General features: G+C 67.8%; 20 protein-coding genes, 3 tRNA genes and 3 rRNA genes. 15 read left to right on the plus strand and 11 right to left on the minus strand.

Going from position 1 to position 25,302, the window contains the following annotated elements; all coding sequences use genetic code 11:
• Positions 1-55: 55 nt before the first annotated feature.
• A complete protein-coding gene (hisC, locus tag KZJ41_RS01685; RefSeq protein ID WP_065923173.1) occupies positions 56-1,141 on the minus strand; it encodes a histidinol-phosphate transaminase in 1,086 nt (361 codons plus the stop codon).
• Between the two features lie 63 nt (positions 1,142-1,204).
• On the opposite strand from hisC, the gene KZJ41_RS01690 reads away from it, so the two are divergent.
• The 3 genes from KZJ41_RS01690 to KZJ41_RS01700 all read left to right on the plus strand — a co-directional run bounded on the left by KZJ41_RS01690 (position 1,205) and on the right by KZJ41_RS01700 (position 2,211).
• Positions 1,205-1,912 (plus strand): dienelactone hydrolase family protein, encoded by a 708-nt coding sequence (locus KZJ41_RS01690; protein ID WP_065923566.1) that lies wholly within the window; start codon positions 1,205-1,207, stop codon positions 1,910-1,912.
• Positions 1,913-1,988: 76 nt separating this feature from the next.
• Positions 1,989-2,080: transfer RNA gene (locus tag KZJ41_RS01695), tRNA-Ser, on the plus strand.
• A 58-nt stretch (positions 2,081-2,138) separates the two neighbouring features.
• A tRNA-Arg gene (locus tag KZJ41_RS01700) sits at positions 2,139-2,211 on the plus strand.
• A 79-nt stretch (positions 2,212-2,290) separates the two neighbouring features.
• On the opposite strand, the gene KZJ41_RS01705 is transcribed toward KZJ41_RS01700, so the two are convergent.
• The 5 genes from KZJ41_RS01705 to KZJ41_RS01725 form a co-directional block, all read right to left on the minus strand.
• Positions 2,291-3,643 (minus strand): rhodanese-like domain-containing protein, encoded by a 1,353-nt coding sequence (locus tag KZJ41_RS01705; protein ID WP_043796745.1) that lies wholly within the window; start codon positions 3,641-3,643, stop codon positions 2,291-2,293.
• Positions 3,644-3,730: 87 nt separating this feature from the next.
• Complete coding sequence (locus tag KZJ41_RS01710) at positions 3,731-4,504, minus strand: sulfite exporter TauE/SafE family protein (protein ID WP_102799987.1); 774 nt, start codon at positions 4,502-4,504, stop codon at positions 3,731-3,733.
• A gap of 18 nt (positions 4,505-4,522) precedes the next feature.
• Entirely contained in the window at positions 4,523-4,948 is a 426-nt protein-coding gene (locus KZJ41_RS01715; RefSeq protein ID WP_102799988.1) for a very short patch repair endonuclease, read from the minus strand.
• Between the two features lie 17 nt (positions 4,949-4,965).
• Positions 4,966-6,111, minus strand: coding sequence for a DNA cytosine methyltransferase (locus KZJ41_RS01720; protein ID WP_043796739.1), 1,146 nt, complete (start codon positions 6,109-6,111; stop codon positions 4,966-4,968).
• A gap of 97 nt (positions 6,112-6,208) precedes the next feature.
• Entirely contained in the window at positions 6,209-6,484 is a 276-nt protein-coding gene (locus KZJ41_RS01725; protein WP_029547056.1) for a hypothetical protein, read from the minus strand.
• 699 nt (positions 6,485-7,183) lie between these two features.
• Between KZJ41_RS01725 and KZJ41_RS01730 the strand changes: the two genes are divergently transcribed.
• From KZJ41_RS01730 to KZJ41_RS01745, 4 genes are all read left to right on the plus strand, one after another.
• Positions 7,184-8,705: ribosomal RNA gene (locus tag KZJ41_RS01730) — 16S ribosomal RNA — on the plus strand.
• A gap of 293 nt (positions 8,706-8,998) precedes the next feature.
• A 23S ribosomal RNA gene (locus tag KZJ41_RS01735) occupies positions 8,999-12,136 on the plus strand.
• A gap of 149 nt (positions 12,137-12,285) precedes the next feature.
• Positions 12,286-12,402 (plus strand): 5S ribosomal RNA (gene rrf / locus KZJ41_RS01740).
• The 16S, 23S and 5S rRNA genes sit together here, the layout of an rRNA operon.
• 217 nt (positions 12,403-12,619) lie before the next feature.
• The gene (locus tag KZJ41_RS01745) at positions 12,620-13,228 is read left to right on the plus strand and encodes a hypothetical protein (RefSeq protein WP_029547057.1); all 609 of its coding nucleotides are present in this window, start codon (positions 12,620-12,622) and stop codon (positions 13,226-13,228) included.
• A gap of 81 nt (positions 13,229-13,309) precedes the next feature.
• Here KZJ41_RS01745 and KZJ41_RS01750 read toward each other — a convergent pair whose 3' ends face one another.
• Positions 13,310-14,446: a GIY-YIG nuclease family protein gene (locus KZJ41_RS01750; protein ID WP_006944466.1), complete on the minus strand. Its 1,137-nt coding sequence runs from the start codon at positions 14,444-14,446 to the stop codon at positions 13,310-13,312.
• Between the two features lie 223 nt (positions 14,447-14,669).
• Between KZJ41_RS01750 and KZJ41_RS01755 the strand changes: the two genes are divergently transcribed.
• Positions 14,670-15,275 carry a putative glycolipid-binding domain-containing protein gene (locus KZJ41_RS01755; RefSeq protein WP_080688625.1) on the plus strand — a complete coding sequence of 202 codons (606 nt, stop codon included), beginning with the start codon at positions 14,670-14,672 and terminating at the stop codon, positions 15,273-15,275.
• A gap of 38 nt (positions 15,276-15,313) precedes the next feature.
• On the opposite strand, the gene KZJ41_RS01760 is transcribed toward KZJ41_RS01755, so the two are convergent.
• Both KZJ41_RS01760 and KZJ41_RS01765 read right to left on the minus strand, forming a co-directional pair.
• Positions 15,314-16,663 carry an amidase gene (locus KZJ41_RS01760; RefSeq protein WP_203329670.1) on the minus strand — a complete coding sequence of 450 codons (1,350 nt, stop codon included), beginning with the start codon at positions 16,661-16,663 and terminating at the stop codon, positions 15,314-15,316.
• Positions 16,651-17,613 (minus strand): prephenate dehydrogenase, encoded by a 963-nt coding sequence (locus KZJ41_RS01765; RefSeq protein WP_044476377.1) that lies wholly within the window; start codon positions 17,611-17,613, stop codon positions 16,651-16,653. The genes KZJ41_RS01760 and KZJ41_RS01765 overlap by 13 nt, the downstream gene beginning before the upstream one ends.
• Positions 17,614-17,661: 48 nt before the next feature.
• On the opposite strand from KZJ41_RS01765, the gene KZJ41_RS01770 reads away from it, so the two are divergent.
• The 3 genes from KZJ41_RS01770 to KZJ41_RS01780 all read left to right on the plus strand — a co-directional run bounded on the left by KZJ41_RS01770 (position 17,662) and on the right by KZJ41_RS01780 (position 18,811).
• Entirely contained in the window at positions 17,662-18,201 is a 540-nt protein-coding gene (locus KZJ41_RS01770) for a tRNA adenosine deaminase-associated protein (RefSeq protein ID WP_044476378.1), read from the plus strand.
• The gene (locus tag KZJ41_RS01775; RefSeq protein WP_251550047.1) at positions 18,202-18,675 is read left to right on the plus strand and encodes a nucleoside deaminase; all 474 of its coding nucleotides are present in this window, start codon (positions 18,202-18,204) and stop codon (positions 18,673-18,675) included.
• Positions 18,676-18,720: 45 nt separating this feature from the next.
• Positions 18,721-18,811, plus strand: a tRNA-Ser gene (locus KZJ41_RS01780).
• 69 nt (positions 18,812-18,880) lie between these two features.
• Here KZJ41_RS01780 and KZJ41_RS01785 read toward each other — a convergent pair.
• Both KZJ41_RS01785 and KZJ41_RS01790 read right to left on the minus strand, forming a co-directional pair.
• Positions 18,881-19,831, minus strand: coding sequence for a sterol desaturase family protein (locus KZJ41_RS01785; RefSeq protein WP_231772125.1), 951 nt, complete (start codon positions 19,829-19,831; stop codon positions 18,881-18,883).
• Between the two features lie 87 nt (positions 19,832-19,918).
• Entirely contained in the window at positions 19,919-20,494 is a 576-nt protein-coding gene (locus KZJ41_RS01790; protein ID WP_006944476.1) for a TetR/AcrR family transcriptional regulator, read from the minus strand.
• 95 nt (positions 20,495-20,589) lie between these two features.
• Here KZJ41_RS01790 and KZJ41_RS01795 point away from each other — a divergent pair, with 95 nt between their 5' ends.
• The 4 genes from KZJ41_RS01795 to KZJ41_RS01810 all read left to right on the plus strand — a co-directional run bounded on the left by KZJ41_RS01795 (position 20,590) and on the right by KZJ41_RS01810 (position 25,264).
• Positions 20,590-21,588 carry an ABC transporter permease gene (locus KZJ41_RS01795; RefSeq protein WP_251550048.1) on the plus strand — a complete coding sequence of 333 codons (999 nt, stop codon included), beginning with the start codon at positions 20,590-20,592 and terminating at the stop codon, positions 21,586-21,588.
• Between the two features lie 141 nt (positions 21,589-21,729).
• Positions 21,730-22,191 carry an Rrf2 family transcriptional regulator gene (locus tag KZJ41_RS01800; protein WP_006944482.1) on the plus strand — a complete coding sequence of 154 codons (462 nt, stop codon included), beginning with the start codon at positions 21,730-21,732 and terminating at the stop codon, positions 22,189-22,191.
• Between the two features lie 78 nt (positions 22,192-22,269).
• Positions 22,270-22,884, plus strand: coding sequence for a TetR/AcrR family transcriptional regulator (locus KZJ41_RS01805; protein ID WP_251550050.1), 615 nt, complete (start codon positions 22,270-22,272; stop codon positions 22,882-22,884).
• Positions 22,885-22,921: 37 nt separating this feature from the next.
• Entirely contained in the window at positions 22,922-25,264 is a 2,343-nt protein-coding gene (locus KZJ41_RS01810; protein WP_044476380.1) for an MMPL family transporter, read from the plus strand.
• The last annotated feature ends 38 nt before the right edge of the window (positions 25,265-25,302 follow it).

Genomic DNA, 25,302 nt, shown 5'->3' on the forward strand with positions numbered 1-25,302 from the left:
CACGCGATCGCCACCCGGCGATAACGGTTGGGTCTCGTAGGCGTTCCTGCGCAGGTCAGGGCTTCGAGATTTCCGCGATCTCGACGCCCTTGCCGGTCGCAAATGCGAGGAACGCGTCGTTCTCGTGCGGATCGCCGATGGTCACCCGCACCCCGTCGTCCGCGTACTGGCGCACCAGCACACCGGCCTCCGCGCACGCCTCGGAGAACGCCGCCGACCGGTCACCGAGCGGCAACCACACGAAGTTGGCGTAGCTCTCCGGCACGGGATAGCCGGCGTCCACGAGCGCCGTCCGCACCCGGTCGCGCTCGGCGAGCACGCTGTCGGTGCGCTCGAGCAGTTCGTCGGCCGCCGCCAGGGACGCGATGGCCGCCTGCTGTGCGAGCGAGCTGACGCTGAACGGGGTGTGCACCTTGTTCAGGACCTTGATCACCGACGGGTCGCCGACGAGATAGCCGACCCGCAGGCCGGCCAGGCCGTAGGCCTTCGAGAAGGTCCGCAGCACCACGACGTTCGGCCGGCCGGCGGCGAGCGCGATCCCGTCCGCCTGCTCCTCGCCGGGCTTCGGGCGGGCGTATTCGAAGTAGGCCTCGTCGAGCGCGACGAGCACCTGCGGCGGCATCGCGTCGAGGAACCGTTCCAGCTCCGCTCTGCCCAGCAGCGCCCCGGTCGGGTTGTTGGGGTTGCAGACGAACACCACCCGGGTGCGGTCGGTGATCGCGGCGAGCATCGCGTCGAGGTCGTGGCCGTGCTCCGGGGTGTTGGGCACCGGCACCGACTTCGCGCCGGCCACCGCCGTCACCACCGGGTACGCCTCGAACGACCGCCAGGAGAACACGACCTCGTCGCCGTCGTTGCAGGTCGAGAGCACCAGTTCCTGGCACAGGCTCACCGAGCCGTTGCCCACGGCGATGTTCTCCGGCTTCACCCCCAGCCGCCCGGCCAGCGCGCCGATGAGCACGGCCGCCATGTTGTCCGGATACCGGTGGACCGTGTACGCCGCCTCGGCGATCGCGTCGCGCACGCTGGGCAGGGGACCGACGGTGGTCTCGTTGCTGGCGAGCTTGATCGCGCCCGGGAAACTGCGGCCGGGCACATAGGACGGGATCGAGGTGAGGTCGGGGCGGGTCCGTGGGGTCACCAGCCGATTATGCGCCCGGCGATTGCGTGCACGGTCGTGGTGGGTCGTGTCATCGTGGACGGTATGTCGGGAATCCACACTGCCGCGGCCCGGTTGCCGGACGGGTCGGGGCAGGTACCGCTGACCGTGTTTCGGCCGGAGGGTGCCATCCGCGGTGGCATCGTCGTGCTGCACGAATCCCGTGTGTTTCCGCCGGTCCTGCTGGCGTTCATGGAGGTTCTGGCTGCCGAGGGCTGGCTGGTCGTGGCTCCGAATCTGTTCCACCGCGAGTTCACCGAGGACGACGAGGTGTTCGGGCAGAACCTGTTCGACGACGTCGATGCCGCGATGGACTGGCTGGTACGCAGTGGGGTCTACCCGGACGCGGTCGGCGTGATCGGGTTCGACGACGCCGGGACGGCGGCGCTCATCGTCGCCGCCAATCGGCGGGTGGGTGCCGCGGTCACCGTCGCGGCGCACGGCATCGTGCAGCCGTTGCGGCCCGACGTTCCCGCACTCGTCGAGGCCGTGCGCAACCTGCAGGCGCCGTGGCTCGGTCTGTACGGCGAGGACGACCCGACCACCCCGACCGGCGACGTCGAGCAGCTGCGCGAGGCTGCCGGACAGGCCGACGCACCGACCCTGGTCATCGGTTACCCCGGCCTGGCGCATCGCCCCGACGAGCCGCCGGTCGAGCACGACACCGCCGATCCGGACACCGACCCGGCCGAGGCGGCGATCATCGACGCACGGCGCCGGATCTTCGACTGGTTCGACGCACACCTGCGCTGACCAGGCGTTTTGCGTTTGTCGTCCGAACGTGTGTAATCTTTCGTCCCGGCGGTTCGAGAGAATCGAAACCCCCCAGGGAGGCGTGCCAGAGCGGCCGAATGGGACTCACTGCTAATGAGTTGTCCCCTTTACGGGGGACCGGAGGTTCAAATCCTCTCGCCTCCGCCACGTCGGTGCAGCGTCGCCGGCGACAACTGAATATGAGAAACAACTACATACACGCACTGCGCCCGTAGCTCAACGGATAGAGCATCTGACTACGGATCAGAAGGTTAGGGGTTCGAATCCCTTCGGGCGCACAACGAAGAGCCCCTCACCCATTGTGGTGAGGGGCTCTCGCGTCGTGGCGGCCCCCCGACCCCGACGATGGGGCAGGACCTACGACGTGCCGATCAGACCCTGGTCGTACGCCTTCTCGAAGTCGTCGTTGACGAGGACGACGGTGCGGTCGATCCGGTCGATCATGGACGCGGCGACGGATGCCCGGTAGCCGGAGGCGCAGTGCACCCACACCTCCCCGCGGGGTACCTCGTCGAGCCGCTCGGCGAGGTCGTGCAGCGGGATGTTGACCGCTCCGCGCACGTGGCCGTCCTCGTACTCGTCCTTCTGGCGCACGTCGAGGACCCGGACCTGCTCGCTGTCGATCTCCCGGGTCAGCTCCGCGAAGTCCGAGACGCGGTACGACCGAAGTTCGTGTCCGTTGACCAGGGTGTGGATCTCGCCGACGGCCGCTCCGGCGAGTTCGTCGACGCCGATGCGGACCAGTTCGCGCTTGGCGTCGGCGATCTGCTCGTCGCTCTCGCCGATGAGGGTCAGTGGCGCACCCCACTTGTAGAGCCACCCCAGGTAGGTGACGAAGGAGGTGGACAGCTCGAAGCCGAGTGTGCCGCCCAGGTGTCCCGCGGCGAAGGCGGTGCGCTCGCGCAGATCGACGACCCACTCACCGGCGTCGATGCGCCGGCGCAGCTCGGCCGGGTCGACCGGCTCCGGCGCAGACAGGTCGAGCGGCGACGGACCCGCCCTGTTGATCACGCCCATGTGGGCGTAGTACGCGGGGTAGGTATTGAGTCCGGCGATGAGCTCGTCGACGTAGGCCTGCTCGTCGCGGGTCAGCGCCGGGTTGACGTCGCGTTGCTGCCCGACGGTGGACGAGTCGCCGCTGGTGGGGGTCGCCGAGCAGAAGCTGCCGAAGCCGTGGGTGGGATACACCGGAGTGTCGGCCGGCACTTCGTCGGCGATCCGTCGCACGGAGCGGAACTGTGCGTGGGTCAGTTCCTCGGTGTACTGCGGGCCGACGAGATCGGTGCGGCCGGTCGAGCCGTACAGCATCGACCCGCCGGTGAAGATCCCGTGCGTGCCGCCGGTCGCGTCGAGCAGCACATAGCTGACGTGGTGGTGGGTGTGCCCGGGGGTGTGCATCACCCGCAGCCGGATGGGACCGGCGTCGATCAGGTCGCCGTCGTGGACGGCACGTCGCTCGTAGTCCACGTCGTCGCCGGCTGGAACGATGTACTCGGCCTCGACGGCGCGGGACAGTTCCAGCCCACCGGTGACGTAGTCGTTGTGGATGTGGGTCTCGAGGACATGGGTGATGCGCGCTCCGCGGTCGTTGGCGAGCGCGAGCACTCGATCGATGTCCCGCTGTGGATCCACGACGACGGCGACGTCCGCCTCGGTGACGAGATAGCTGCGATCGCCGAGGCTCGAGGTTTCGATGATCGATACGTCCATGTCGATGCCTTTCCACGGTACTTCCACTATGCCCCCGGATACCCCGGGGCGTACAAAGAATGCGTGGAGTGCGGGAAGAGTTTCGGCTCAGCGCAGGAACAGTGTGTCCACCAGCACGTACGCGGCCACGAGGAAGACGAGATAGGCGAACCACCGCCGCAGCCGTCCGGTTTCCATGCGCGTGCCGAGGTGACCGGCGACAAGCGACGCGACGACCGCGGCCCCGGCGAACGCCGCCGTGATCGACCAGTCGATGTCGGCGTCCCCGAGATGCGCGATCAGCCCGGCCGCCGAGTTGGCGACGATGACGACGAGGGAGGTCCCGACGGCGACGCCCATCTCCAATCCGAGGAGCATCACCAGCGCGGGGATGATCAGGAAGCCGCCGCCGACGCCGAACAGGCCGGTCAAGAAGCCCACCCCCAGGCCGGCCGGGATCGCCCTCGGCGCGCATCGCTTCCAGTCGATGCCGAAGTCGCCGATCTTGCACGCGGTCCCGGCGTCGTCGCTCTCGCGCAGCATCCGGATCCCCGCGACCACCATCACGACGGCGAAGCCCACCAGCAGCACCGGTTGCGGCAGCAGCGTGCCCACAGCCGTGCCGGCGAACGTCGCGGGGATGCCGGCCGCGGCGAACACCGCGGCCAGCCGCCAGTCGACCTGCCCGGCCCGAGCCTTGGGGATCGCCCCGGACAGGGCTGCGGCCCCGACGACGATCAGCGAGATCGGGATGGCCTGGCGGAAGTCGAGTCCGAGGCCGTACACCAGGGCGGGGACCGCCAGGATGGATCCGCCGCCCCCGAGGAGGCCGAGCAGGACCCCGATGACCGCTCCGAGAACGAGCGCGATCGCCGGTTGCACCGCTTCCTCCTTCGCCGGTCAGGAATCGGCAGTGCCCGGTCCCGCCGCGAACAATGCGGCCTGCACCCGATCCGCGGCCTCCGCGGGATCCTCGTGCTCCCAGATCCGCACCGCCGTCCATCCGGCCGCGGCGAGCGCCGCGTCGGTGTCCCGGTCCCGGGCCACGTTCCCGGCGAGCTTGGCGGCCCACCACTCGGCGTTGTTCTTCGGATCGGTGGCGTGCTGCGGGCAACGATGCCAGAAGCACCCGTCGACATACACCGCAACGCGGCGGCGCGGGAACACCAGGTCGGCGCGACGACGGATCCCCGGCAGGGGAGCACGATCGACGAAGTAGCGCAGCCCGCGACGATGCAACTCCCGGCGCAGGGCCACCTCGGGGACGGTGTCCCTGCGCCGCTGCCGGCTCATCCGGACGCTGGTCTGCGGATCGGTGGAGGGCACGGCGGTCGGCTCCGTCCTCAGGCCGCGGCCTCGGGGAAGCCGCCCATGCGGTCCAGGTGGGATTCGACGTCGTCGAGGAAGCCGGGCACGAATCTCAGGTTCCCGGACCGGGCCCGCCGCAGGAAACCGGCGGTGGCCCGCGCCGACAGCAGGCGCGCGTCCTCCAGGAATCCGGCGAGATCCTCGTACGGTTCCTGCACCGGCCAGTGCGACTCGTGCACCCGGAAAGCCCGCCGCCGCGCGCCCCAGGCGGCACTCGGCCAGGGGTCGCCGGGCCGCAGCGGGGTCTCGTGGTCGGGTGAGTAATCGATCGGCCGCCCGAGCCGTCCACCGACCCACGCGGCCATGCGCACGCTCACTGCGTTGCCGACGAGTCGCCACCGATGCCCGGTCCGCACACCGGGCGCCTGGATGGCGGGTGCGGTCCAGTCGGGGTCGAAGCCCTGCAGCCGTTCGGCGTCGATCAGACCGGGAGTGACGATCTCGCCCGACGGCAGCCGCACTGCCGGCGGACTCGCGATGCCCACCGTGGAGCCGCCCTTGAGCGTGGGCACGGCGTTGACCGCCCAGCCGAGACCACGCACGCCTTCGGTCCAGTAGAACCCGCACGGGTGGGTGCCGGGATCGCCTTCCGCGGGGGCGCCGGCGTCCTCGCCGAACAACACCGTCCGGGGATCGTCGGTGCGCGAGGCGAGCATGAGCACCCGCTGCCGGCGCTGTGGGAGTCCGAACGCGCGGGCATCGACGACCCGGTACGCCCACGCGTACCCGAGATCCTCGAGCGCATCGGTGATGTGACGCATCGCGGCGCCGCGTCCGAGTTGCAGCATGAAGGGGACGTTCTCGATGAGCAGCCATCGCGGGCCCTGCTTGCGCCGCACCAACCGGAACACCTCGTCGACGAGGCCCGACCGGGAGCCGGTGATGCCGGCGGTCCTGCCGGCCTGCGACAGGTCCTGGCACGGAAAGCCCGCGGTGACGACCTCGGTTGCCTGGGGCAGGGAACGGAGGCGGGTGACGTCGGTGTGCAGAGGTACATCGGCGAAGCGGGCGCGGAGCACGGCCTGGGCTCCGGCGTCGATCTCGCAGAGTAGTTCGGTGCGCCAGCCGTGCTCGGCCAGGCCGAGCTCGAGTCCGCCGATACCGGCGAACAAACCCACCATGTTCCCGGTCGACGTCACGGCACCCTTTCTCGCTTTGCTCACGGAGCACGTTACTCGAGAATTCGGGCGGCCCGTGCCGCGACGCGAGATGCAATGATCACGTCCGCCGAAAGAGCGAGACGTGTGCCTCGGGGGACGCGATCGACTCGAAGACGGCCTTCATCCGGACCACGGCCTCGATCCGGCGGGCCACGCTCGGTGCGACGTCACCCGCACAGTCGCCGGCCTCGCGGTCGCCGATGCCGAGGAGGAGCTCGTCGAGCGCGGCGAGGTAGTCCTGGCAGGCCGCCGCGCACGTCGCTGCCGCGGGGGACCCCGAGCCGGGTCCGTCCGCCCGGCCCGGCGGGACGATCTCTGCGGGAAAGCCACTCATGGGTCTCCTATGCCTGACGTGATCGGGGACGCGCGCCGCGGAACGACAACGACGGTGCCACGCAGTGCGCACGCCGGCTACGGTCCGCGCGGGGACTGCCACGAGGCGGACGCCTCGGAAGGTGAGACGCAGTGGCACAGGGGATGGTTCCGCGTCGCGGAAACAGCTGTCCTCGCGGGCAAACACCCGTCCTGACCTGGCGATTTGGCGCGGGGTCGAAGGATCACGTAACTTATTCCAGGTCAGAGCGACACGGACACCGACCCGGCCCGCAGGGGCTCGGGAAAACGAGGTTGGACGCAGGCGCCTGATTAACCCGATTGAAAACCTTCTGGTAGGGTTTCCAATCGCTCCTGAGATCGGATCGGCCGCGGATTTTGATTCCGAAAGCCCCCGATGTTAGGCTGGAACGGTTGCCCCGGAGTGAAGCACTGAAAAGTGCGGAGCGATGGTGTGCGCGTGTTCTTTGAGAACTCAACAGTGTGCCGATGAATGTCAGTGCCAAATATTTTGTTTGGTGCGATCAGATCAGACGCCGACCATGGTGTCAAGCCGATGAGGTGTCGTGAGATGATCGTTGCTGGCTGCCGCATTCTTCCGTCTGTGGTGGTCAGTGTTTTTTGCTGGTTTGAGTTTTTTGCTGGTGATTTGGCTCGATGTCTATGACTGATCGGCCCTTCGGGGTTTGATTGTGAGTCTTCAACGGAGAGTTTGATCCTGGCTCAGGACGAACGCTGGCGGCGTGCTTAACACATGCAAGTCGAACGATGAAGCCCAGCTTGCTGGGTGGATTAGTGGCGAACGGGTGAGTAACACGTGGGTGATCTGCCCTGCACTTCGGGATAAGCCTGGGAAACTGGGTCTAATACCGGATAGGACCTCGGGATGCATGTTCCGGGGTGGAAAGGTTTTCCGGTGCAGGATGGGCCCGCGGCCTATCAGCTTGTTGGTGGGGTAACGGCCCACCAAGGCGACGACGGGTAGCCGGCCTGAGAGGGCGACCGGCCACACTGGGACTGAGACACGGCCCAGACTCCTACGGGAGGCAGCAGTGGGGAATATTGCACAATGGGCGCAAGCCTGATGCAGCGACGCCGCGTGAGGGATGACGGCCTTCGGGTTGTAAACCTCTTTCAGTACCGACGAAGCGCGAGTGACGGTAGGTACAGAAGAAGCACCGGCCAACTACGTGCCAGCAGCCGCGGTAATACGTAGGGTGCGAGCGTTGTCCGGAATTACTGGGCGTAAAGAGCTCGTAGGCGGTTTGTCGCGTCGTCTGTGAAAACCCGCAGCTCAACTGCGGGCTTGCAGGCGATACGGGCAGACTTGAGTACTGCAGGGGAGACTGGAATTCCTGGTGTAGCGGTGAAATGCGCAGATATCAGGAGGAACACCGGTGGCGAAGGCGGGTCTCTGGGCAGTAACTGACGCTGAGGAGCGAAAGCGTGGGTAGCGAACAGGATTAGATACCCTGGTAGTCCACGCCGTAAACGGTGGGCGCTAGGTGTGGGTTTCCTTCCACGGGATCCGTGCCGTAGCTAACGCATTAAGCGCCCCGCCTGGGGAGTACGGCCGCAAGGCTAAAACTCAAAGGAATTGACGGGGGCCCGCACAAGCGGCGGAGCATGTGGATTAATTCGATGCAACGCGAAGAACCTTACCTGGGTTTGACATACACCGGACCGCCCCAGAGATGGGGTTTCCCTTGTGGTCGGTGTACAGGTGGTGCATGGCTGTCGTCAGCTCGTGTCGTGAGATGTTGGGTTAAGTCCCGCAACGAGCGCAACCCTTGTCCTGTGTTGCCAGCAATTCGGTTGGGGACTCGCAGGAGACTGCCGGGGTCAACTCGGAGGAAGGTGGGGACGACGTCAAGTCATCATGCCCCTTATGTCCAGGGCTTCACACATGCTACAATGGCCGGTACAGAGGGCTGCGATACCGCGAGGTGGAGCGAATCCCTTAAAGCCGGTCTCAGTTCGGATCGGGGTCTGCAACTCGACCCCGTGAAGTCGGAGTCGCTAGTAATCGCAGATCAGCAACGCTGCGGTGAATACGTTCCCGGGCCTTGTACACACCGCCCGTCACGTCATGAAAGTCGGTAACACCCGAAGCCGGTGGCCTAACCCCTCGTGGGAGGGAGCCGTCGAAGGTGGGATCGGCGATTGGGACGAAGTCGTAACAAGGTAGCCGTACCGGAAGGTGCGGCTGGATCACCTCCTTTCTAAGGAGCAACTCCCGTCGGTGGGTCACACAGGTGACTCCGCCGCGGGCAGAGCCATTTCGGATTCACACGTAATCCGGTGGTGCTCATGGGTGGAACGCTGACAGTCATCACCGCGCGGGAAGGACCCGAGTGTCCTTCTGCGGTGGTTATATCGGTGCACTGTTGGGTCCTGAGAGAACACGCGAGTGTTTTGTCAGCGACGATGATCGGGAACGAAGGGGTTGTTTCTTCTTCCGGTACCGGTTGTTGTGTGTTGTTTGAGAACTGCACAGTGGACGCGAGCATCTTTGTTGTAAGTGTTTATGAGCGTACGGTGGATGCCTTGGCACCAGGAGCCGATGAAGGACGTGGGAGGCTGCGATATGCCTCGGGGAGCTGTCAACCGAGCTGTGATCCGAGGATTTCCGAATGGGGAAACCCAGCACGAGTGATGTCGTGTTACCCGCGCCTGAATATATAGGGCGTGTGGAGGGAACGTGGGGAAGTGAAACATCTCAGTACCCACAGGAAGAGAAAACAACATGTGATTCCGTGAGTAGTGGCGAGCGAAAACGGAAGAGGCTAAACCGGATACATGTGATACCCGGCAGGGGTTGTGTGTTCGGGGTTGTGGGGTTCGATGTGTCGGTGCTGCCGCGCCGGCCGACAGTGAGAAATCGCCTGTGTTAGTCGAAATGGTCTGGAACGGCCTGTCGTAGAGGGTGAGAATCCCGTAGACGAAAACGCGGTGACTGTCGATTCGAATACCCGAGTAGCAGCGGGCCCGTGAAATCTGCTGTGAATCCGTCGGGACCACCCGATAAGCCTGAATACTCCCTGGTGACCGATAGCGGACTAGTACCGTGAGGGAAAGGTGAAAAGTACCCCGGGAGGGGAGTGAAATAGTACCTGAAACCGTGCGCTTACAATCCGTCGGAGCCTTCGAGCAGTTTGGTCTGCTGGGGGTGACGGCGTGCCTTTTGAAGAATGAGCCTGCGAGTTAGTGGCATGTCGCGAGGTTAACCCGTGTGGGGTAGTCGTAGCGAAAGCGAGTCCGAACAGGGCGTCTGTAGTGGCATGTTCTAGACCCGAAGCGGAGTGATCTACCCATGGCCAGGGTGAAGCGACGGTAAGACGTCGTGGAGGCCCGAACCCACTTAGGTTGAAAACTGAGGGGATGAGCTGTGGGTAGGGGTGAAAGGCCAATCAAACTCCGTGATAGCTGGTTCTCCCCGAAATGCATTTAGGTGCAGCGTCGCGTGTTTCTCACCGGAGGTAGAGCTACTGGATGGTCTAGGGGGCCCACAAGCTTACCGAAATCAGCCAAACTCCGAATGCCGGTGAGTGAGAGCGCGGCAGTGAGACTGCGGGGGATAAGCTTCGTAGTCGAGAGGGAAACAGCCCAGATCGCCGGCTAAGGCCCCTAAGCGTGTACTAAGTGGAAAAGGATGTGGGATCGCTGAGACAACCAGGAGGTTGGCTTAGAAGCAGCCACCCTTGAAAGAGTGCGTAATAGCTCACTGGTCAAGTGGTTCTGCGCCGACAATGTAGCGGGGCTCAAGTACACCGCCGAAGCCGCGGCACTCGCACAACACCCCGGAGGGTCCACGGATCGTCCGGCAGTGGTGCGGGTGGGTAGGGGAGCGTCGTGCAGCCGGGGAAGCGCCGGAGTGATCCAGGTGTGGAGGCTGCGCGAGTGAGAATGCAGGCATGAGTAGCGAAAGACGAGTGAGAAACTCGTCCGCCGAATGACCAAGGGTTCCTGGGCCAGGTTAATCCGCCCAGGGTGAGTCGGGACCTAAGGCGAGGCCGACAGGCGTAGTCGATGGACAACGGGTTGATATTCCCGTACCCGTGTGAACGCGCCCCTGGTGAATCATCGGTACTAACCGTCCAAAGGGTGATCGAGTTCCTTCGGGAGCCGAGAGCCTGCTGCACGGGACCTTCGGTGGTAGTAGCCAAGCGATGGGGTGACGCAGGAAGGTAGTGGGGCCGGTCAGTGGTTGTACCGGTGTAAGCCCGTAGGGCGCGGCACAGGCAAATCCGTGTCGCACACAGCCTGAGAGGTGATGCGTAGCCGAATGAGGCGAATTCCATGATCCTATGCTGCCGAGAAAAGCCTCTAGCGAGCTTTCACACGGCCCGTACCCCAAACCGACACAGGTGGTCAGGTAGAGAATACCGAGGCGATCGAGAGAACTGTGGTTAAGGAACTCGGCAAAATGCCCCCGTAACTTCGGGAGAAGGGGGACCAGTCCCGGTGACCGGACTTGCTCCGTGAGCCGGGGGTGGTCGCAGAGACCAGAGAGAAGCGACTGTTTACTAAAAACACAGGTCCGTGCGAAGTCGTAAGACGAGGTATACGGACTGACGCCTGCCCGGTGCTGGAAGGTTAAGAGGACCGGTCAGCGGAGTTCACTCCGCGAAGCTGAGAATTTAAGCCCCAGTAAACGGCGGTGGTAACTATAACCATCCTAAGGTAGCGAAATTCCTTGTCGGGTAAGTTCCGACCTGCACGAATGGCGTAACGACTTCTCTGCTGTCTCAACCACAGACTCGGCGAAATTGCACTACGAGTAAAGATGCTCGTTACGCGCGGCAGGACGAAAAGACCCCGGGACCTTCACTACAGCTTGGTATTGGTGTTCGGTTCGGTTTGTGTAGGATAGGTGGGAGACTGGGAAGCCCGCACGCCAGTGTGGGTGGAGTCGTTGTTGAAATACCACTCTGATCGTATTGGACCTCTAACCTCGGACCCTGATCGGGTTCAGGGACAGTGCCTGGTGGGTAGTTTAACTGGGGCGGTTGCCTCCCAAAATGTAACGGAGGCGCCCAAAGGTTCCCTCAGCCTGGTTGGCAATCAGGTGTCGAGTGCAAGTGCACAAGGGAGCTTGACTGTGAGACCGACAGGTCGAGCAGGGACGAAAGTCGGGACTAGTGATCCGGCACCGGCATGTGGAAGCGGTGTCGCTCAACGGATAAAAGGTACCCCGGGGATAACAGGCTGATCTTCCCCAAGAGTCCATATCGACGGGATGGTTTGGCACCTCGATGTCGGCTCGTCGCATCCTGGGGCTGGAGTAGGTCCCAAGGGTTGGGCTGTTCGCCCATTAAAGCGGCACGCGAGCTGGGTTTAGAACGTCGTGAGACAGTTCGGTCTCTATCCGCCGCGCGCGTTAGAAACTTGAGGAAGGCTGTCCCTAGTACGAGAGGACCGGGACGGACGAACCTCTGGTGTGCCAGTTGTCCCGCCAGGGGCACGGCTGGTTGGCTACGTTCGGAAGGGATAACCGCTGAAAGCATCTAAGCGGGAAGCCTGTTCCAAGATGAGGTTTCTCACCCCCTCGAGGGGGTAAGGCCCCCGGCAGACCACCGGGTTGATAGGCCGGAACTGGAAGTGCGGTAACGCATGCAGGTGACCGGTACTAATAGGCCGAGGACTTACCACAAAGAAGCTACGCGTCCACTGTGCGGTATCTGAAACAACACACTCACACTCGCTGCGCGAGGAGTCGGAGTAAACGCTGCCCCCCAAAGAATGGGTGGGCCTGCGGCCCCCGACCCACGCGAACAGCGTGCGTGGGTCGTTTCACAGAGTTACGGCGGCCATAGCGGAGGGGAAACGCCCGGTCCCATTCCGAACCCGGAAGCTAAGCCCTCCAGCGCCGATGGTACTGCACCCGACAGGGTGTGGGAGAGTAGGACACCGCCGAACACCCGTTACCGGAAGCCCCCCAACCTCGTTGGGGGGCTTCCGGCATTTCCGCATGTTCCGGTCCGGCTCCCTCTTGTCCGTGCTCCGGCACAGGCGAATCATTGAATCTACGGTGGTCGCGATTGCCGGCCGTCGGGTGACGCCGACGGTGGACGGCGACGGGTCGGCCACGGAAGCCGTTGGGTGCGGGCTTGTCCCGCACGTGGAGGCGATAGTGATGTTCATTCAGGTCTGGCAGGGGACGGTTCGCGACGAGCAGGGACTGAAGGCCTGCCTGCAGCGGTGGACGGACGAGCTGCGCCCGGGCGCAGTGGGCTATCTGGGTAGCACGTCGGGATTCAGCGACGACGGCACCTTCGTGTCGGTGGCGCGGTTCGAGTCGGAGGAGGCGGCCCGCCGCAACAGCGAACGTCCGGAGCAGGGCGCGTGGTGGGCCGAGGCCGAGCAGTGCTTCGACGGGGAGATCACCGTCCACGACTGCCGTGACGTCGAGGTGTGGATGGAAGGTGGCTCGGACACTGCAGGATTCGTACAGGTCATGGAGGGGCACTGCCCCGATCTCGGGCGGATGAAGAGTCTGCTCGCCGAGGGTCAGGACCGGGTGCATGAGCTGCGGCCCGAGATCATCGGCGGCACGCTCGCCACCTACGGTGACGACGGGTACGTCGAGACGGTGTACTTCTCGTCCGAGGAGGAGGCACGGGCCCACGAACGGATGGAGATTCCCGACGATCTGCGGCCGCTTCTGGAGGAGGAGATGCGCCTGCTCGGCGACGTGCACTACTACGACCTGCACGAGCCCATTCTCACCCCGAGCGGCAGGTGAGCCGGCTCAACCGACAGTAGGGAAGCCCGGGCCGTGGTGGCACGGCCCGGACCGCCCCGCAGTGTCAACCGTTCCGCAGTGTCAGGGCCTCGGCCGGTGGGGCAGGGCCCGCGTGAGCCGCGGCGCCCAGCCGTGGGACGGCCAGCGCTTGAGTCCCAGCCGATCCGGCGTCAGACGGGTGTCGACGAAGAGCTTCTCGAGTTCGGGATCGGCGTCGCCGAGGAAGCGGTAGAGGATGGTGCCGCCGTTGTCCTCGGTGCGGGATGCCGCTTCCCAGCCGGTGGCCCGGTAGGCGCCGCGCACGATGTTGTCCGCCACCACCAGGATGGGCAGTCCGTCGACCCGGCGTGCCGCGGCTCCGGCCGGCCACGGACGGTCGGCGAGTCCTCGGACCTGTTCGGGGGAAGCCGATTTCGCATCCGTGATCCGCAGCACGACGCACGGGGTGGGCAGCTCGGGCGCGGCCTCCGCGGAGTACTGACGTATCAGCTCCTCGATGGGGTGGGCCACCCGGTCGGATTCCTCGGTCGCGCCGACGAGGTTGGTCAGCACGAGTTCGCCGTCGTGCGGTTCGAGCAGCCCCAGCACCGAGACCAGGGCCTGCGCGGTGAAGCCGGCGGCGTGGTCGGCGTCGACCGCCGGGGCCACCCGGTCGGCCACGACGTAGTGGCCCACGGAGTAGCCGGAGTCGTAGACGGCACGGATCCGGTGCACAGCCGCGTCGGCTTCGGGGGTGTGGGCGGGCGGGGCCTCGCCGCCGGCGGTGAGCTTGTGGTTTTCGCCGAGTGCCGTCCAGGTCAAGGCGAACAGGCGGTTTCCGCGGCCCTGTCCGACGTGCAGGACGGTGTGGTCGCGCGGATCGACGAGGGCGTACACATAGGCACCGAGCTGTTCGACGACCATCGCCGGCAGCGGGTCCGGGGTGGGGGTGCGGTCGTCGACGTCGGTGACGATCTCGCGCAGGACGGCGAGGCGCAAGGCGACCGGTACGGTGCCGGCGGAGCCGCCGAACAGTTCGCGGTTGGCGGCATCGACGGAGCCGAAGGCGCGTCCGGTGTGGCGGGCCAGGGCGGCGAGCGCACGAGTGAACTCGGCGAGGCGCTGACGAGGGTCCGCGGCGGTATCGGGCAGCTCGTTGCTGGTCAGGAACATCTGGATCTCGGGGGACTCCAGGAGGATCTGGGCGATGTTCTGAGGAACTGTCCACACGGTACGCATGAGGCGACTGTAGGCCAGTCTCTTGCGGGTAGCGGGTTGCGTGCTCAAACGCGCTGCACAACGCCGGTGGTCACCGCCCGGCAACCGCGTCTTGGTGCCGCGGACACGCGCCCGTGGTGTGACGATCGCCACGTTCGCCGTAGTCGTCGGCTACACGAAGGGCACGATTCACGGCACCCCTGCTCCCTGGGGGTGGCTCGTCGCTTAACGTAGACACGTGAGCATCCCAGTCCCCGATGCCGCGCGGTCTGCGGCGAGCCCAGCATCGAACTGGCCCGCGATTCTGACGTGGCGGGCGTACGACGTTCCTCGGATGGAGTCGGTGCGTGTCCAACTGAGCGGCAGTCGCATCAAGGCGGCGGGTCGCATCGTCGGCGCGCAGTGCGCGGAGCACCCCGCGTTCAGCGCGTCGTACGACCTCGTGACCGACGAGAACGGTGTGACGCGCCGGTTGTCGGTGCGCACGACCGTGGCCGCCGGCGAGAGGCACATGTCGATCAGCCGGTCCGAGGAGGGCATCTGGATGGTCGACAACGGCACCCAGCACCAGCGTTCGGCGTTCGGCGGGGCACTCGACGTCGATGTCATCCTCAGCCCGTTCTTCAATGCGCTGCCGATCCGCCGCTACGGGCTGCAGTCCGGCGCGGACGAACTCGAGGTGCCGGTCGTCTACGTGAACCTGCTCGACCTCGGCATCGAGGAGGCCACCCTCGTCTACAGCAGCGCGGCCGACGGCATCCACGTCCTGTCCCCGGTCTCCAGCTCCTCGGTGACGGTGGACGGCGACGGTTTCGTCGTGGACTACCCCGGTCTGGCGGGGCGGATCTAGGCCGGGCTGTTTCAGGAGAGGGCGTTGCCCTCGCTGTTTCAGGAGAGGGCGCTGCCCTCCACTGCCATCGCCAGTGCGAGGGCCGTGGACTCTCCGGGGTGACTGCCGTGCCCGCCGGTCCCGGTGGTCAATCCGATCACCTGTACGCCGATGGGAAAGTCCCCGCCGCCCGGCGCGGGAACCGACACCGCAGGTACGCCGAGCACGCTGAACGGGATGCACATCTGCAACAGCGGCCCCCGGAGCGCGGCGGGGTCGCTGTCGAGTGCGGCCGATCGCAGCGGGGTGGTGACGGTGATCAGGGCGTCGAGCCCGTCGTCGCGGCGTAGCCGGCGCAGGACGTCGCGGCGCAGCCGGGCGGCCGTTCGCACGGCCCGCACGTAGTCCGTCGCCGGACGGTCCCGCTGAGCCGCGAGCAGCGCCGCGGTGGCCGGCTGGTAGAGGTCCGGGTCGTTCTCGAACCAGCGCTGATGGGTTTCGTACGCCTCCGAGCCGGTGACGACGGGATACACGGCGAGCAGGTCGTCGGTCTCCGGCAGCGTCACGTCCCGTACCTCCGCACCGAGGTGGGCGAGCGTGCGGCAGGCGTCGTCGAGCGCGGACTCGAATGCGGCGTCGGGCACGTCCCAGAGGCCGCCGCGCAGCCGCCCGACCCGCAGACCCGAGACGGGCGTGCGCAGGTGTGCGATCCCGGGCAGCGCACCCCACGCCAGTCCGGCGTCGAGGACGTCGCGGGCGAGCAGGCCCACGTGGTCGAAGGTGGTGGACAGGGGGAACACCCCGTCGACCGGCAACGCGCCGCGGGTGGGCTTGAGGCCGACGACGCCGCACAGTGCCGCCGGGGTCCGCACACTGCATCCGGTGTCGGTGCCCAGCGCCAGCGGCACGATGCCCTTGGCGACGAGCGCCGCCGACCCCGAGGACGAGCCGCCGGTGATCCGGGTGGGATCGTGCGGGTGCCGGGCCGGTCCGGACGCGTTGACCAGGCCACTCGGCCCGTACGCGAACTCGTGCAGGTGCGTCTTGGCCACCACGACGGCGCCGGCCTCGCGGAGCCGCTCGACGATCCTGGCGTCCCGTGCGGCCGGCGGTGCGTCGGCGAGGACGCTGCTGCCGCACCGCGTCGGCATCCCGGCGACGTCGATGTTGTCCTTGACGGCGACGGCGACACCGTGCAGCGGGCCGATCCAGTTGCCGGCCGCGAGTTCGGCGTCGGCGCGAGCGGCGGACTCGAGGGCGGCGGCGTCGTTGCGAGCGGCCACGAGGTTCGACCACGGTGTGCCGTCGAGGGCGTCGAGGTCGGCCAGAACCTGCCGGACGTGGCCGGTGGCGGTCAGTTCGCCTTTCGCGAGTGCCGCCGTGGTGTCGCGCAGTGTCACCGCGTCCACACCTCGCCGCGGCGGCCGGCCTCGCGCAGCCGGGCGATCCAGTCGGCATCGCCGGGGACGATGCCGGTGACGGGCCGCCGTGCGCGCTGCTCGAATCGTCGCCGGGCGGCGTGACCGGCGGCGGTCAGCTCGGCGGTGCTGCCGTCGGCGAGTCGCTCGCGGGCGAGGCGCAGCACCTCGAGGGTCTCGTCGAGGGTCGTGAGCAGCGCCGTGGCGTTGCCCTCGCACATCGCGTCGACCAGCGCGGGTGCCGTCCCGGCGACGCGGGTGCCGTCGCGGAACGAGCCGGCGGCCAGGCCCAGCGCCAGGTCGCCTCCGGCGGCCCCGGACAGCGCCAGTGCCTCGGCGAGCAGGTGCGGCAGGTGCGAGACGCGGGCGACCGCGGCGTCGTGCTCACCCGATTCGGCGGGCACGACGACGGAACCGCAGTCGAGGGCGAGATCGGCGACCTGCGTCCACACCACGGGGTCGGTGCCGTCGTCCACGGTGACCACCCACACCGCGTCGCGGAACAGTTCCGCGAATCCCGCCGACCAGCCGGACTCGGCGGTGCCGGCCATGGGATGGCCGCCGACGAAGCGGGCGGACAGCCCGTGGGCGGCGACAGCGGCGGCGACCTGCGACTTGACGCTGACCACGTCGGTCAGCGCGGCGTGCGGGGCGTGCTCGGCGACGGCGGCGAGCACCGCGTCCACCGCGGGCACGGGCACGGCGACGACGACGAGGGCGTCGGATTCCGCGGCGCGCCGCAGCGTGGCCGGCAGGTCGGTGGAGGCGTCGAATCCGTCGGCCCGCGCGGCCTCGACGGGCTCCGCCGACCGGTTGTATCCCCAGGCCTCGCGACCCGCGGCGACGGCCGCACGCAGCAACGATCCGCCGATCAGGCCGAGGCCGAGCACACACACGGGCGGGGTGGACGCGGAGGTGGGCACCCGAACAGGTTGGCACATCGCCCGCTGGACTTCATTCACGGGACTGCGCCGACTACCGTTGCGCCCATGGCTGCGCAGCGTGCGGGGAACAAGAGCCCTTCCGTGAGTTCGACTGAGGACCTCGACGGGTTCGGGGTCGCCGTGACGCGGGAGGACGGTCGCTGGAAGTGCAAGACACTGTCGGCGGCGGTGTTGACGAGCCTCGAGGTGGCCGACCGGGAGCTGCGCGAGCTGCGCAGCACCGGCGCGATCTTCGGGTTGCTCAACGTGGACGACGAGTTCTTCGTCATCGTCCGGCCCGCCCCGTCGGGCACGCGTCTGCTGCTGTCCGACGCGACCATGGCCATCGACTACGACATCGCCGCCGACGTGCTCGACGCGTTGAACATCGAAATCCCGGATATCGACCCCGACGAGCTCGACGACATCGAGCCGTGGGAGGAGGGCGATCTGGGGATTCTCGCGGACTTGGGATTGCCGGAGCCGGTGCTGGCGGTGATCGCCGCCGAGTCCGATCTGTATCCGGACGAGCAGATCGAGGAGATCGCCCAGCGGCTGGGATTCGACGACGTCCTCGCCACGACGCTGGACAAGCTGCGCCCCTAGATGGGCCTGCGCGACGACGAGGCGATGATCCGGGCCGCGCTGGAAGCGGCCGCCGCGGCGCCGGCCGGCGACGTGCCGGTGGGTGCGGTGCTGTTCGACGCGGACGGGACCGAGCTGGCCCGTGCGGCGAATTCGCGGGAGGCCACGGGCGATCCGACGGCTCATGCGGAGGTGCTGGCGCTGCGCGCAGCCGCGAACGTGCACGGCGACGGCTGGCGGCTCGAGGGCACGACGCTGGCCGTGACGCTGGAGCCGTGCACGATGTGTGCGGGCGCGCTGGTGCTGGCCAGGGTGCACCGCGTGGTATTCGGGGCATGGGAGCCGAAGACGGGTGCGGTCGGGTCGCTGTGGGACGTGGTGCGTGATCGTCGGCTCACCCACCGCCCACAGGTGCGCGGCGGCGTGCTCGAGGACGAATGCGCGGCGGTGCTCGAGGACTTCTTCCGGGCCCAGCGTCTCGCCGAACGCCGGTGACCTGCGGATTTCAACTCCGGGACCGAATCCGGTAAAGTCGTGGGCGGTGGCGTGTCCGAGCGGCCTAAGGAGCACGCCTCGAAAGCGTGTGACGGGTAACCCCCGTCCGAGGGTTCAAATCCCTCCGCCACCGCCAAGAACGGCCCCGATCCGGTTGACCGGATCGGGGCCGTTTTCGTTCGTCGAATGCGCAGTTCCGGTCGCTTCACCCGGCGTGTCGTGACGACAACTGCGCACTCGCGACGGTGGTCGGTCGCTGCGGCGCCCAGCCGGGCGGGCCGAACGTATAGCCGAGCTTGTCGCGCCACCTCGTGGCGGCCCGCCAGTCGCGGGCGATGGCCTGGTACTCGTGCGTCTGCAGCCGCCAGATGTTGTAGGTGCCGACGGGCTTGGTGAGTCCGTACGTGGGGCGGTGGGTCTCGCGGCGGAAGGTACCGAACAGGCGGTCCCACAGGATCAGGATGCCGCCGTAGTTGCGGTCGAGGTATTCGGGGTCGCACCCGTGGTGCACACGATGGTGTGACGGGGTGTTGAACACGAACTCGACGGGCCGGGGCAGCGTGCCCACCCGCTCGGTGTGCACGAAGAACTGGTACACGAGCGAGACGGAGAATCCGACGAACACCATCCACGGCGGGATGCCGAGGAAGGGCAGCGGCAGCCACATGAGGATCTCGCCGCTGTTGTTCCATTTCTGGCGCAGGGCCGTGGCGAAGTTGAAGTACTCGCTCGAGTGGTGTGCCTGGTGGGTGGCCCACACGAGCCGCACCCGGTGCGCTGTCCGGTGGTACCAGTAGTAGAGCAGGTCGATGCCGAGGATCAGGATCGCCCACGTGTACCAGGCGTCCGCCGGTAGGTGCCACGGTGCGAGGTACACCCAGATCGCCGAGTAGCCGACGAGGGCCAGCACCTTCCAGGCGGCGCTGGTGCCGATGGAGACCAATCCCATGGAGATGCTCGTGCGCGCGTCGATGGCCTCGTAGCCGCCGCGCGGCGGACGGGTGTGCCCGTCGTCGCCGGGTTCGACGTGCTCGAGCGTGCGGGCGGCGGCCCATTCGAGGGCGAGGAAGAGCAGGAACGCCGGGATGGCCAACGCGACGGGGTCGTGCAGGGGCTCGAGCAGCGACGCCCAGGACGCCGTCAGGGTCTCCCACATTCGGTCCTCCGGGAGTGATGTGAACAGGCGTCCAATCTACCGGAATGTGGTGACGGTCACTACGGCGGGCGAGGGGCCGCCGGGCGGTCACTGCGGGAGCGGCCGCCCGTCCGGACGCAGGCCGGCGAGGTAGATCGCGATCATCCGGGGCACGAGGGCGGGCACGACGTCGTCGACGAACCGCACGTGGGGGCGGGTCAGCCGGGCCACCGCCATGATCACCTCGATCGGCTGGACGTCGTCGCGGACGAGGCCGGCCTGCTGTGCGGCGTGGACGAGCTCGGTGACGCGCGCCTTGGTGCCCTCCCGGATCTCGAGGACGTCGTCGGGCAGTTCCCGGTAGCTCTCGACGATGAGAGCCGGGATCAGGGCGCCGAGCCGCAGCCGGACGGCGGTGTCGACGAATTCGGCCCAAGCACGTTCGGGGTCCGACGTCATCGCGGCGAGGGCGCGATCCGCCGCCGCGCCCGCCTCGTCGAGGGTGCGGCGGGCCACGGCGTGCGCGAGATCGTCGCGGGTGGGGAAGTTGCGGTAGAGGGTGGCGATGCCGACGCCGGCGCGCTCGGCGATGGCATCGAGGGGTGCGTCGTGCCCGCGTTCGGCGAGCACGTCGCGGGCCGCGAGGATCAGGGCCTCGCGGCGGCGGGCGGCATCGGCGCGCATGGGATCTCCTGTGTTCGGCGGGTTGACACCCCGCTCCTACCGGAGGAATATACTCCACATAAACGGAGAACAATCCTCCACTTCAAGGAGCCGTCATGGTTGCCCCGACCTCCTCCCCGGACACCTCCACGGCGCGGCACGCCCCGCCGGACGCGGTACGCGTCGCCGGCGTCGTGCTCGCGCTCACCGCCGTCATCGCCCTGATGCTGTTCGCATTCGCCGCGCCCGCCGTGAACAGCGGCCCGCACGCGCTGAAGATCGGCATCGCCGGGCCGGACCAGGCCGTTGCCCAGATCGAGGCCGGCCTCTCCGGTGCCCGGCCCGGTGCGTTCGCGCCGCAGCGGTACGCCGACGCGGAGGCGCTGCGGAGCGCCATCGAGCACCGCGAGGTCGTCGGTGGCCTCGCCGTCGGGCCGGACGGGCCCGCGATGTATGTCGCCGGGGCCGGCGGCGCCCCCGTCGCTCAGGTTCTCACCGCCACGGCCACCGGCCTGTCGGAGGCCGTCGGCCGACCCGTTCCCGTGCGCGACGTCGTGCCGCTGCCGGCCGACGACCCGGCGGGGGCCGGCCTGAACTCGCTGGCCCTGCCGCTGGTCCTGGGCGGTCTGGTGCCCGCGATCGCCCTCGTCCGGCTGTTCCCCCGGCGGGTCGGCCTGCGCGTGTTCGGCGCGGTCGGCTTCGCGGTGCTCGCGGGGCTGACCCTCACTGCCGTCCTGCAGTTCGGGTTCGGCAGCCTGACCGGGAACTACTGGGCCACCGCCGGAGCGCTCACGCTGGGCCTGGCCGCCGTCTCGCTGCCACTGCTCGGCCTCGAGTCGCTCTTCGGGCTGCCCGGTTTCGGTGCCGGGGCGGTCCTGATGATGTTCGTCGGCAACCCGCTGTCGGGCTTCGCGACCACCGCAGCGTGGCTGCCGCAGGGGTGGGGCACCTTCGGTCAGCTGCTGCCACCCGGCGCCGCCGGCACGCTGGTCCGTTCGGTGGCCTTCTTCGACGGGCACGGCGGCGGGACGGCGGTGCTGGTGCTGAGCGCATGGGTCGTCGCCGGGCTCGCACTGTGCGTGGCGTCGGCACGTCGTCGCACCGTCGTCGCATGACCGCAGTTGCACCGTCGTCGCATGACCGCAGTTGCACCGTCGTCGCATGACCGCGGCCGCGTCGCGCGCTTTCCCTCCGGTTTGGTAGGAATCGTGTGTCCGCCGGCGCCCGGCGGCCAGGCGCGAACCGAGGAGTGCGACGTGCATATCACCGCCCGGGTGGACTATGCCGTGCGCACCCTGCTCGAACTCGCGACGGCCGGCGAGGCGCCCGCCAAGGCGGAGGGCCTGGCCCGGGCGCAGCGCATCCCGCACAAGTTCCTCGAGGCGGTCCTCGGGGATCTGCGCCGCGGCGGACTGGTGCACAGCCGTCGCGGCCCCGAAGGGGGGTACTGGCTGGCCCGCCCGGCCGACGAGATCTCCATCGCGGACATCATTCGCACCGTGGAAGGCCCGCTCGCGTCGGTGCGCGGCGAGCGGCCCGAGGATGTGGTCTACACCGGCCCGGCCGAACGCCTGCGCGACGTATGGATCGCGGTGCGGGTGAATCTGCGGGCCGTCCTCGAGGAGGTCACCCTCGCCGACGTCGTCGCGGACGATCTTCCGCGGTTCGTGGCCGACCTGACCGCCGATCCGGGCGCCTGGGAGCGCCGGCGCACGTGAGCGCTGCCACAACGCCCGGGGCGGTGTGGGCAAACGCATATTCTTGCAGTTCTCTGCAAATTTGCAGGGCTCTGCAAGATGCGTACCGTGGAACACGTGACCAATCCGCCCGGACTGCGTGACCGCAAGAAGGCCGCCACGCGGGCAGCGCTCGTTGCCGCCGCGGCCGACCTTGCCCGCGCCAAGGGCATCGACGGCGTCACCGCCGACGCCATCGCCGCGAAGGCGGGCGTGTCCACCCGCACCTTCCACAACTACTTCGCGAGCAAGGAGGAGGCCGTCCTCGCGCATCTCGAGGGGTTGGTGCACTCCTGGGTCGGGCGCCTGCACTCACGGCCCGCCGGGGAACCCGTATGGGACTCCATGGAAGCCGTCGCCCGGCAGATCGTTTCGGAGCCGGACGGCGACTTCGTCGAGCTGTGTTCGACCATGGAACTCGTCGATCAGAGCCCGGCACTGCTGGCGCGCCGCGTCGAGATGGAAGTGCGCGCCTCGCAACTGCTCGTCGAGGCCATCGCCGAGCGCACCGGCACCGATCCCCGGGTCGACCTGTACCCGAGCCTGGTCCGCTACGCCGCGGTCTCGGCCATGAAGTCGGCAGTCGAACTGTGGCTCGCCGGCACTTCGGGGGCGGCTTCCCCCGAGGAACTCGTCCGTGCCGCCTTCGGGCAGCTGCGGCAAGGCCTTTCCTAAGACACCTGCACGACACATCCGGAAGACGAGGTTCCCCGTGGCGACCTATCTCTATCGGATCGGCAAGTTCGCCTATCGGCGAAAAGGCACGGTCCTCTCCCTCTGGCTGGCGATCCTCGTCCTCTTCGGCGTGGGTGCGGCCACCCTGTCCGGGCCGACGACGGACTCGTTCTCCATCCCCGGCACTCCCGCGCAGCAGACGCAGGACCTGCTCGCCGAACGGTTCCCGAACGCCGCGGACCCGATGAACGCGCTCAGCGCGCGCTACGTGTTCGCCGCCCCCGACGGCGGGACCCTCGACGAACCACAGAACCTCGCGGCGATGAACGAGGTGCTGGCGGCGATCCGCGGGATCGACAAGGTGACCGCCGCCGCCAAGATCGACCCGGCCGTCGCCACCCCCGAGCAGCAGGCCGCCGTCCTCGTCGACCCCGTCACCGCGAACGCCGGTCTCGTCGAACAGATGAAGACCGCCGCCGAGCAACAGGGCAAGCCGGAGGAGACCGCGCTCGCCGACGCGGCCGCGCTGTCGCCACTGAGCCCGGACCGCACCGTCGGATTCGTCACCGTCCCGTTCGAGGGCGGCTTCGGCGACGTCGACGACACGATGCGCGAGCAGATCGCCGCGGCCGCGGAGATCGGCCGGGACGCGGGCCTGAACGTCCAGGTCAGCGGCACCGCCGCCGCGGAGGCCGAGATGCCCGGCGGCGTCACCGAACTCATCGGCATCGGCATCGCCGCCGTCGTCCTCGCCATCACCTTCGGCTCGCTCGTCGCCGCGGGCCTGCCCCTGATCACCGCCATCATCGGCATCGCCATCGGCAGCCTCGGCATCACCATCGCCACCGGTTTCGCCGACCTGAGCTCGATGACCCCGACGCTGGCGATCATGATCGGTCTCGCCGTCGCGATCGACTACTCGCTGTTCATCGTCTCCCGGTTCCGGCACGAGATCACCGTCACCGCCGACCGTGCCGAGGCGGCCGGACGTGCCGTGGGCACCGCCGGCTCCGCCGTCGTGTTCGCCGGCCTGACCGTGATCATCGCCCTGATGGCCCTCAGCGTGGTGGGGATCCCGTTCCTGTCCGCCATGGGCTACGCGGCCGCATTCACGGTGTTCATCGCCGTGCTCATCGCGATCACCCTGCTGCCGGCGATCCTCGGCCTGTTCGGCCGCAAGGCGTTCGCCGGCCGCATCCCGGGCCTGAAGGACCACGACCCGGAGGCCGACACCGACAAGCCGAGCGCCGCCCAGCGCTACATCCGCTGGGCCACCGGCAAGCCGCTGATCCCGCTCGTCGCCGGCGTGCTGCTGCTCGGCATCCTCGCGCTGCCCGGCGCGAACCTGCAGCTCGCCCTGCCCACCGAGGCCACCGGCGACCCGAAGACCAGCGCCCGTCAGGCCTACGACCTCGTGAACGAGGCGTTCGGTCCCGGCCGCAACGGCCCGCTGCTCGTCGTCGCCGACGCCCGCGAGGCCACCGTCGCGCCGCAGCAGGCGTTCGGGGAGGTCGTGCAGCGCCTGTACGAGCAGGACGAGGTGGTCAACGCCCAGATCGTGGCCGTCAACCAGGCCGGTGACACCGCGCAGATCATGGTCACCCCCCGGTCGGGCCCCAGCGAGCCGGCGACGATGGACCTCGTGTCGAGCATCCGCGACCAGGAGGCCCAGCTGCACGACGAGATCGGCGTCTCCTACGGCATCACCGGACAGACCGCCCTCGAAGGCGACGTGTCCGAGACCCTGCAGAGCGCGCTCGTCCCGTACCTCGCGGTGGTCGTCGGACTCGCGTTCATCCTGCTGATGCTCGTGTTCCGGTCGATCCTGGTGCCGCTGACCGCGACCCTCGGATTCCTGCTCAGCGTCCTGGCGACGTTCGGCGCGACCGTCGCGGTCTTCCAGGAGGGCTGGGGCGGGCTGGTCTCCAACCCGCAGCCGATCGTCAGCTTCATGCCGATCTTCCTCATCGGCGTGGTGTTCGGCCTGGCGATGGACTACCAGGTCTTCCTGGTGACCCGCATGCGGGAGGAGTTCGTCCACGGCGCGTCCGCGAAGGAGGCCGTGCGGATCGGATTCGCCCACGGTGCCCGGGTGGTCACCGCGGCGGCGGTCATCATGATCTCGGTGTTCGCCGCCTTCATCGCCGAGCCGAACTCGTTCATCAAGTCGATCGGCTTCGCGCTCGCCGCCGCCGTGTTCTTCGACGCGTTCGTCGTGCGCATGGTGATCATCCCCGCGGTGATGGCGCTGCTCGGCGACAAGGCCTGGTGGCTGCCGACGTGGCTGGACCGCATCCTGCCGAACGTGGACGTCGAGGGCGAGAAGCTCCGCCGCGAGCTGACCGTCCCCGAGCCCAGCCGCGAGCCGGCGCACACATGACCGGACCCGGGCGCCTTTTCCGTTCCCTCGCGGGCGGA

This window comes from Rhodococcus sp. 11-3, assembly GCF_023704055.1.
GTDB classification, from domain to species: domain Bacteria; phylum Actinomycetota; class Actinomycetes; order Mycobacteriales; family Mycobacteriaceae; genus Rhodococcus; species Rhodococcus aetherivorans.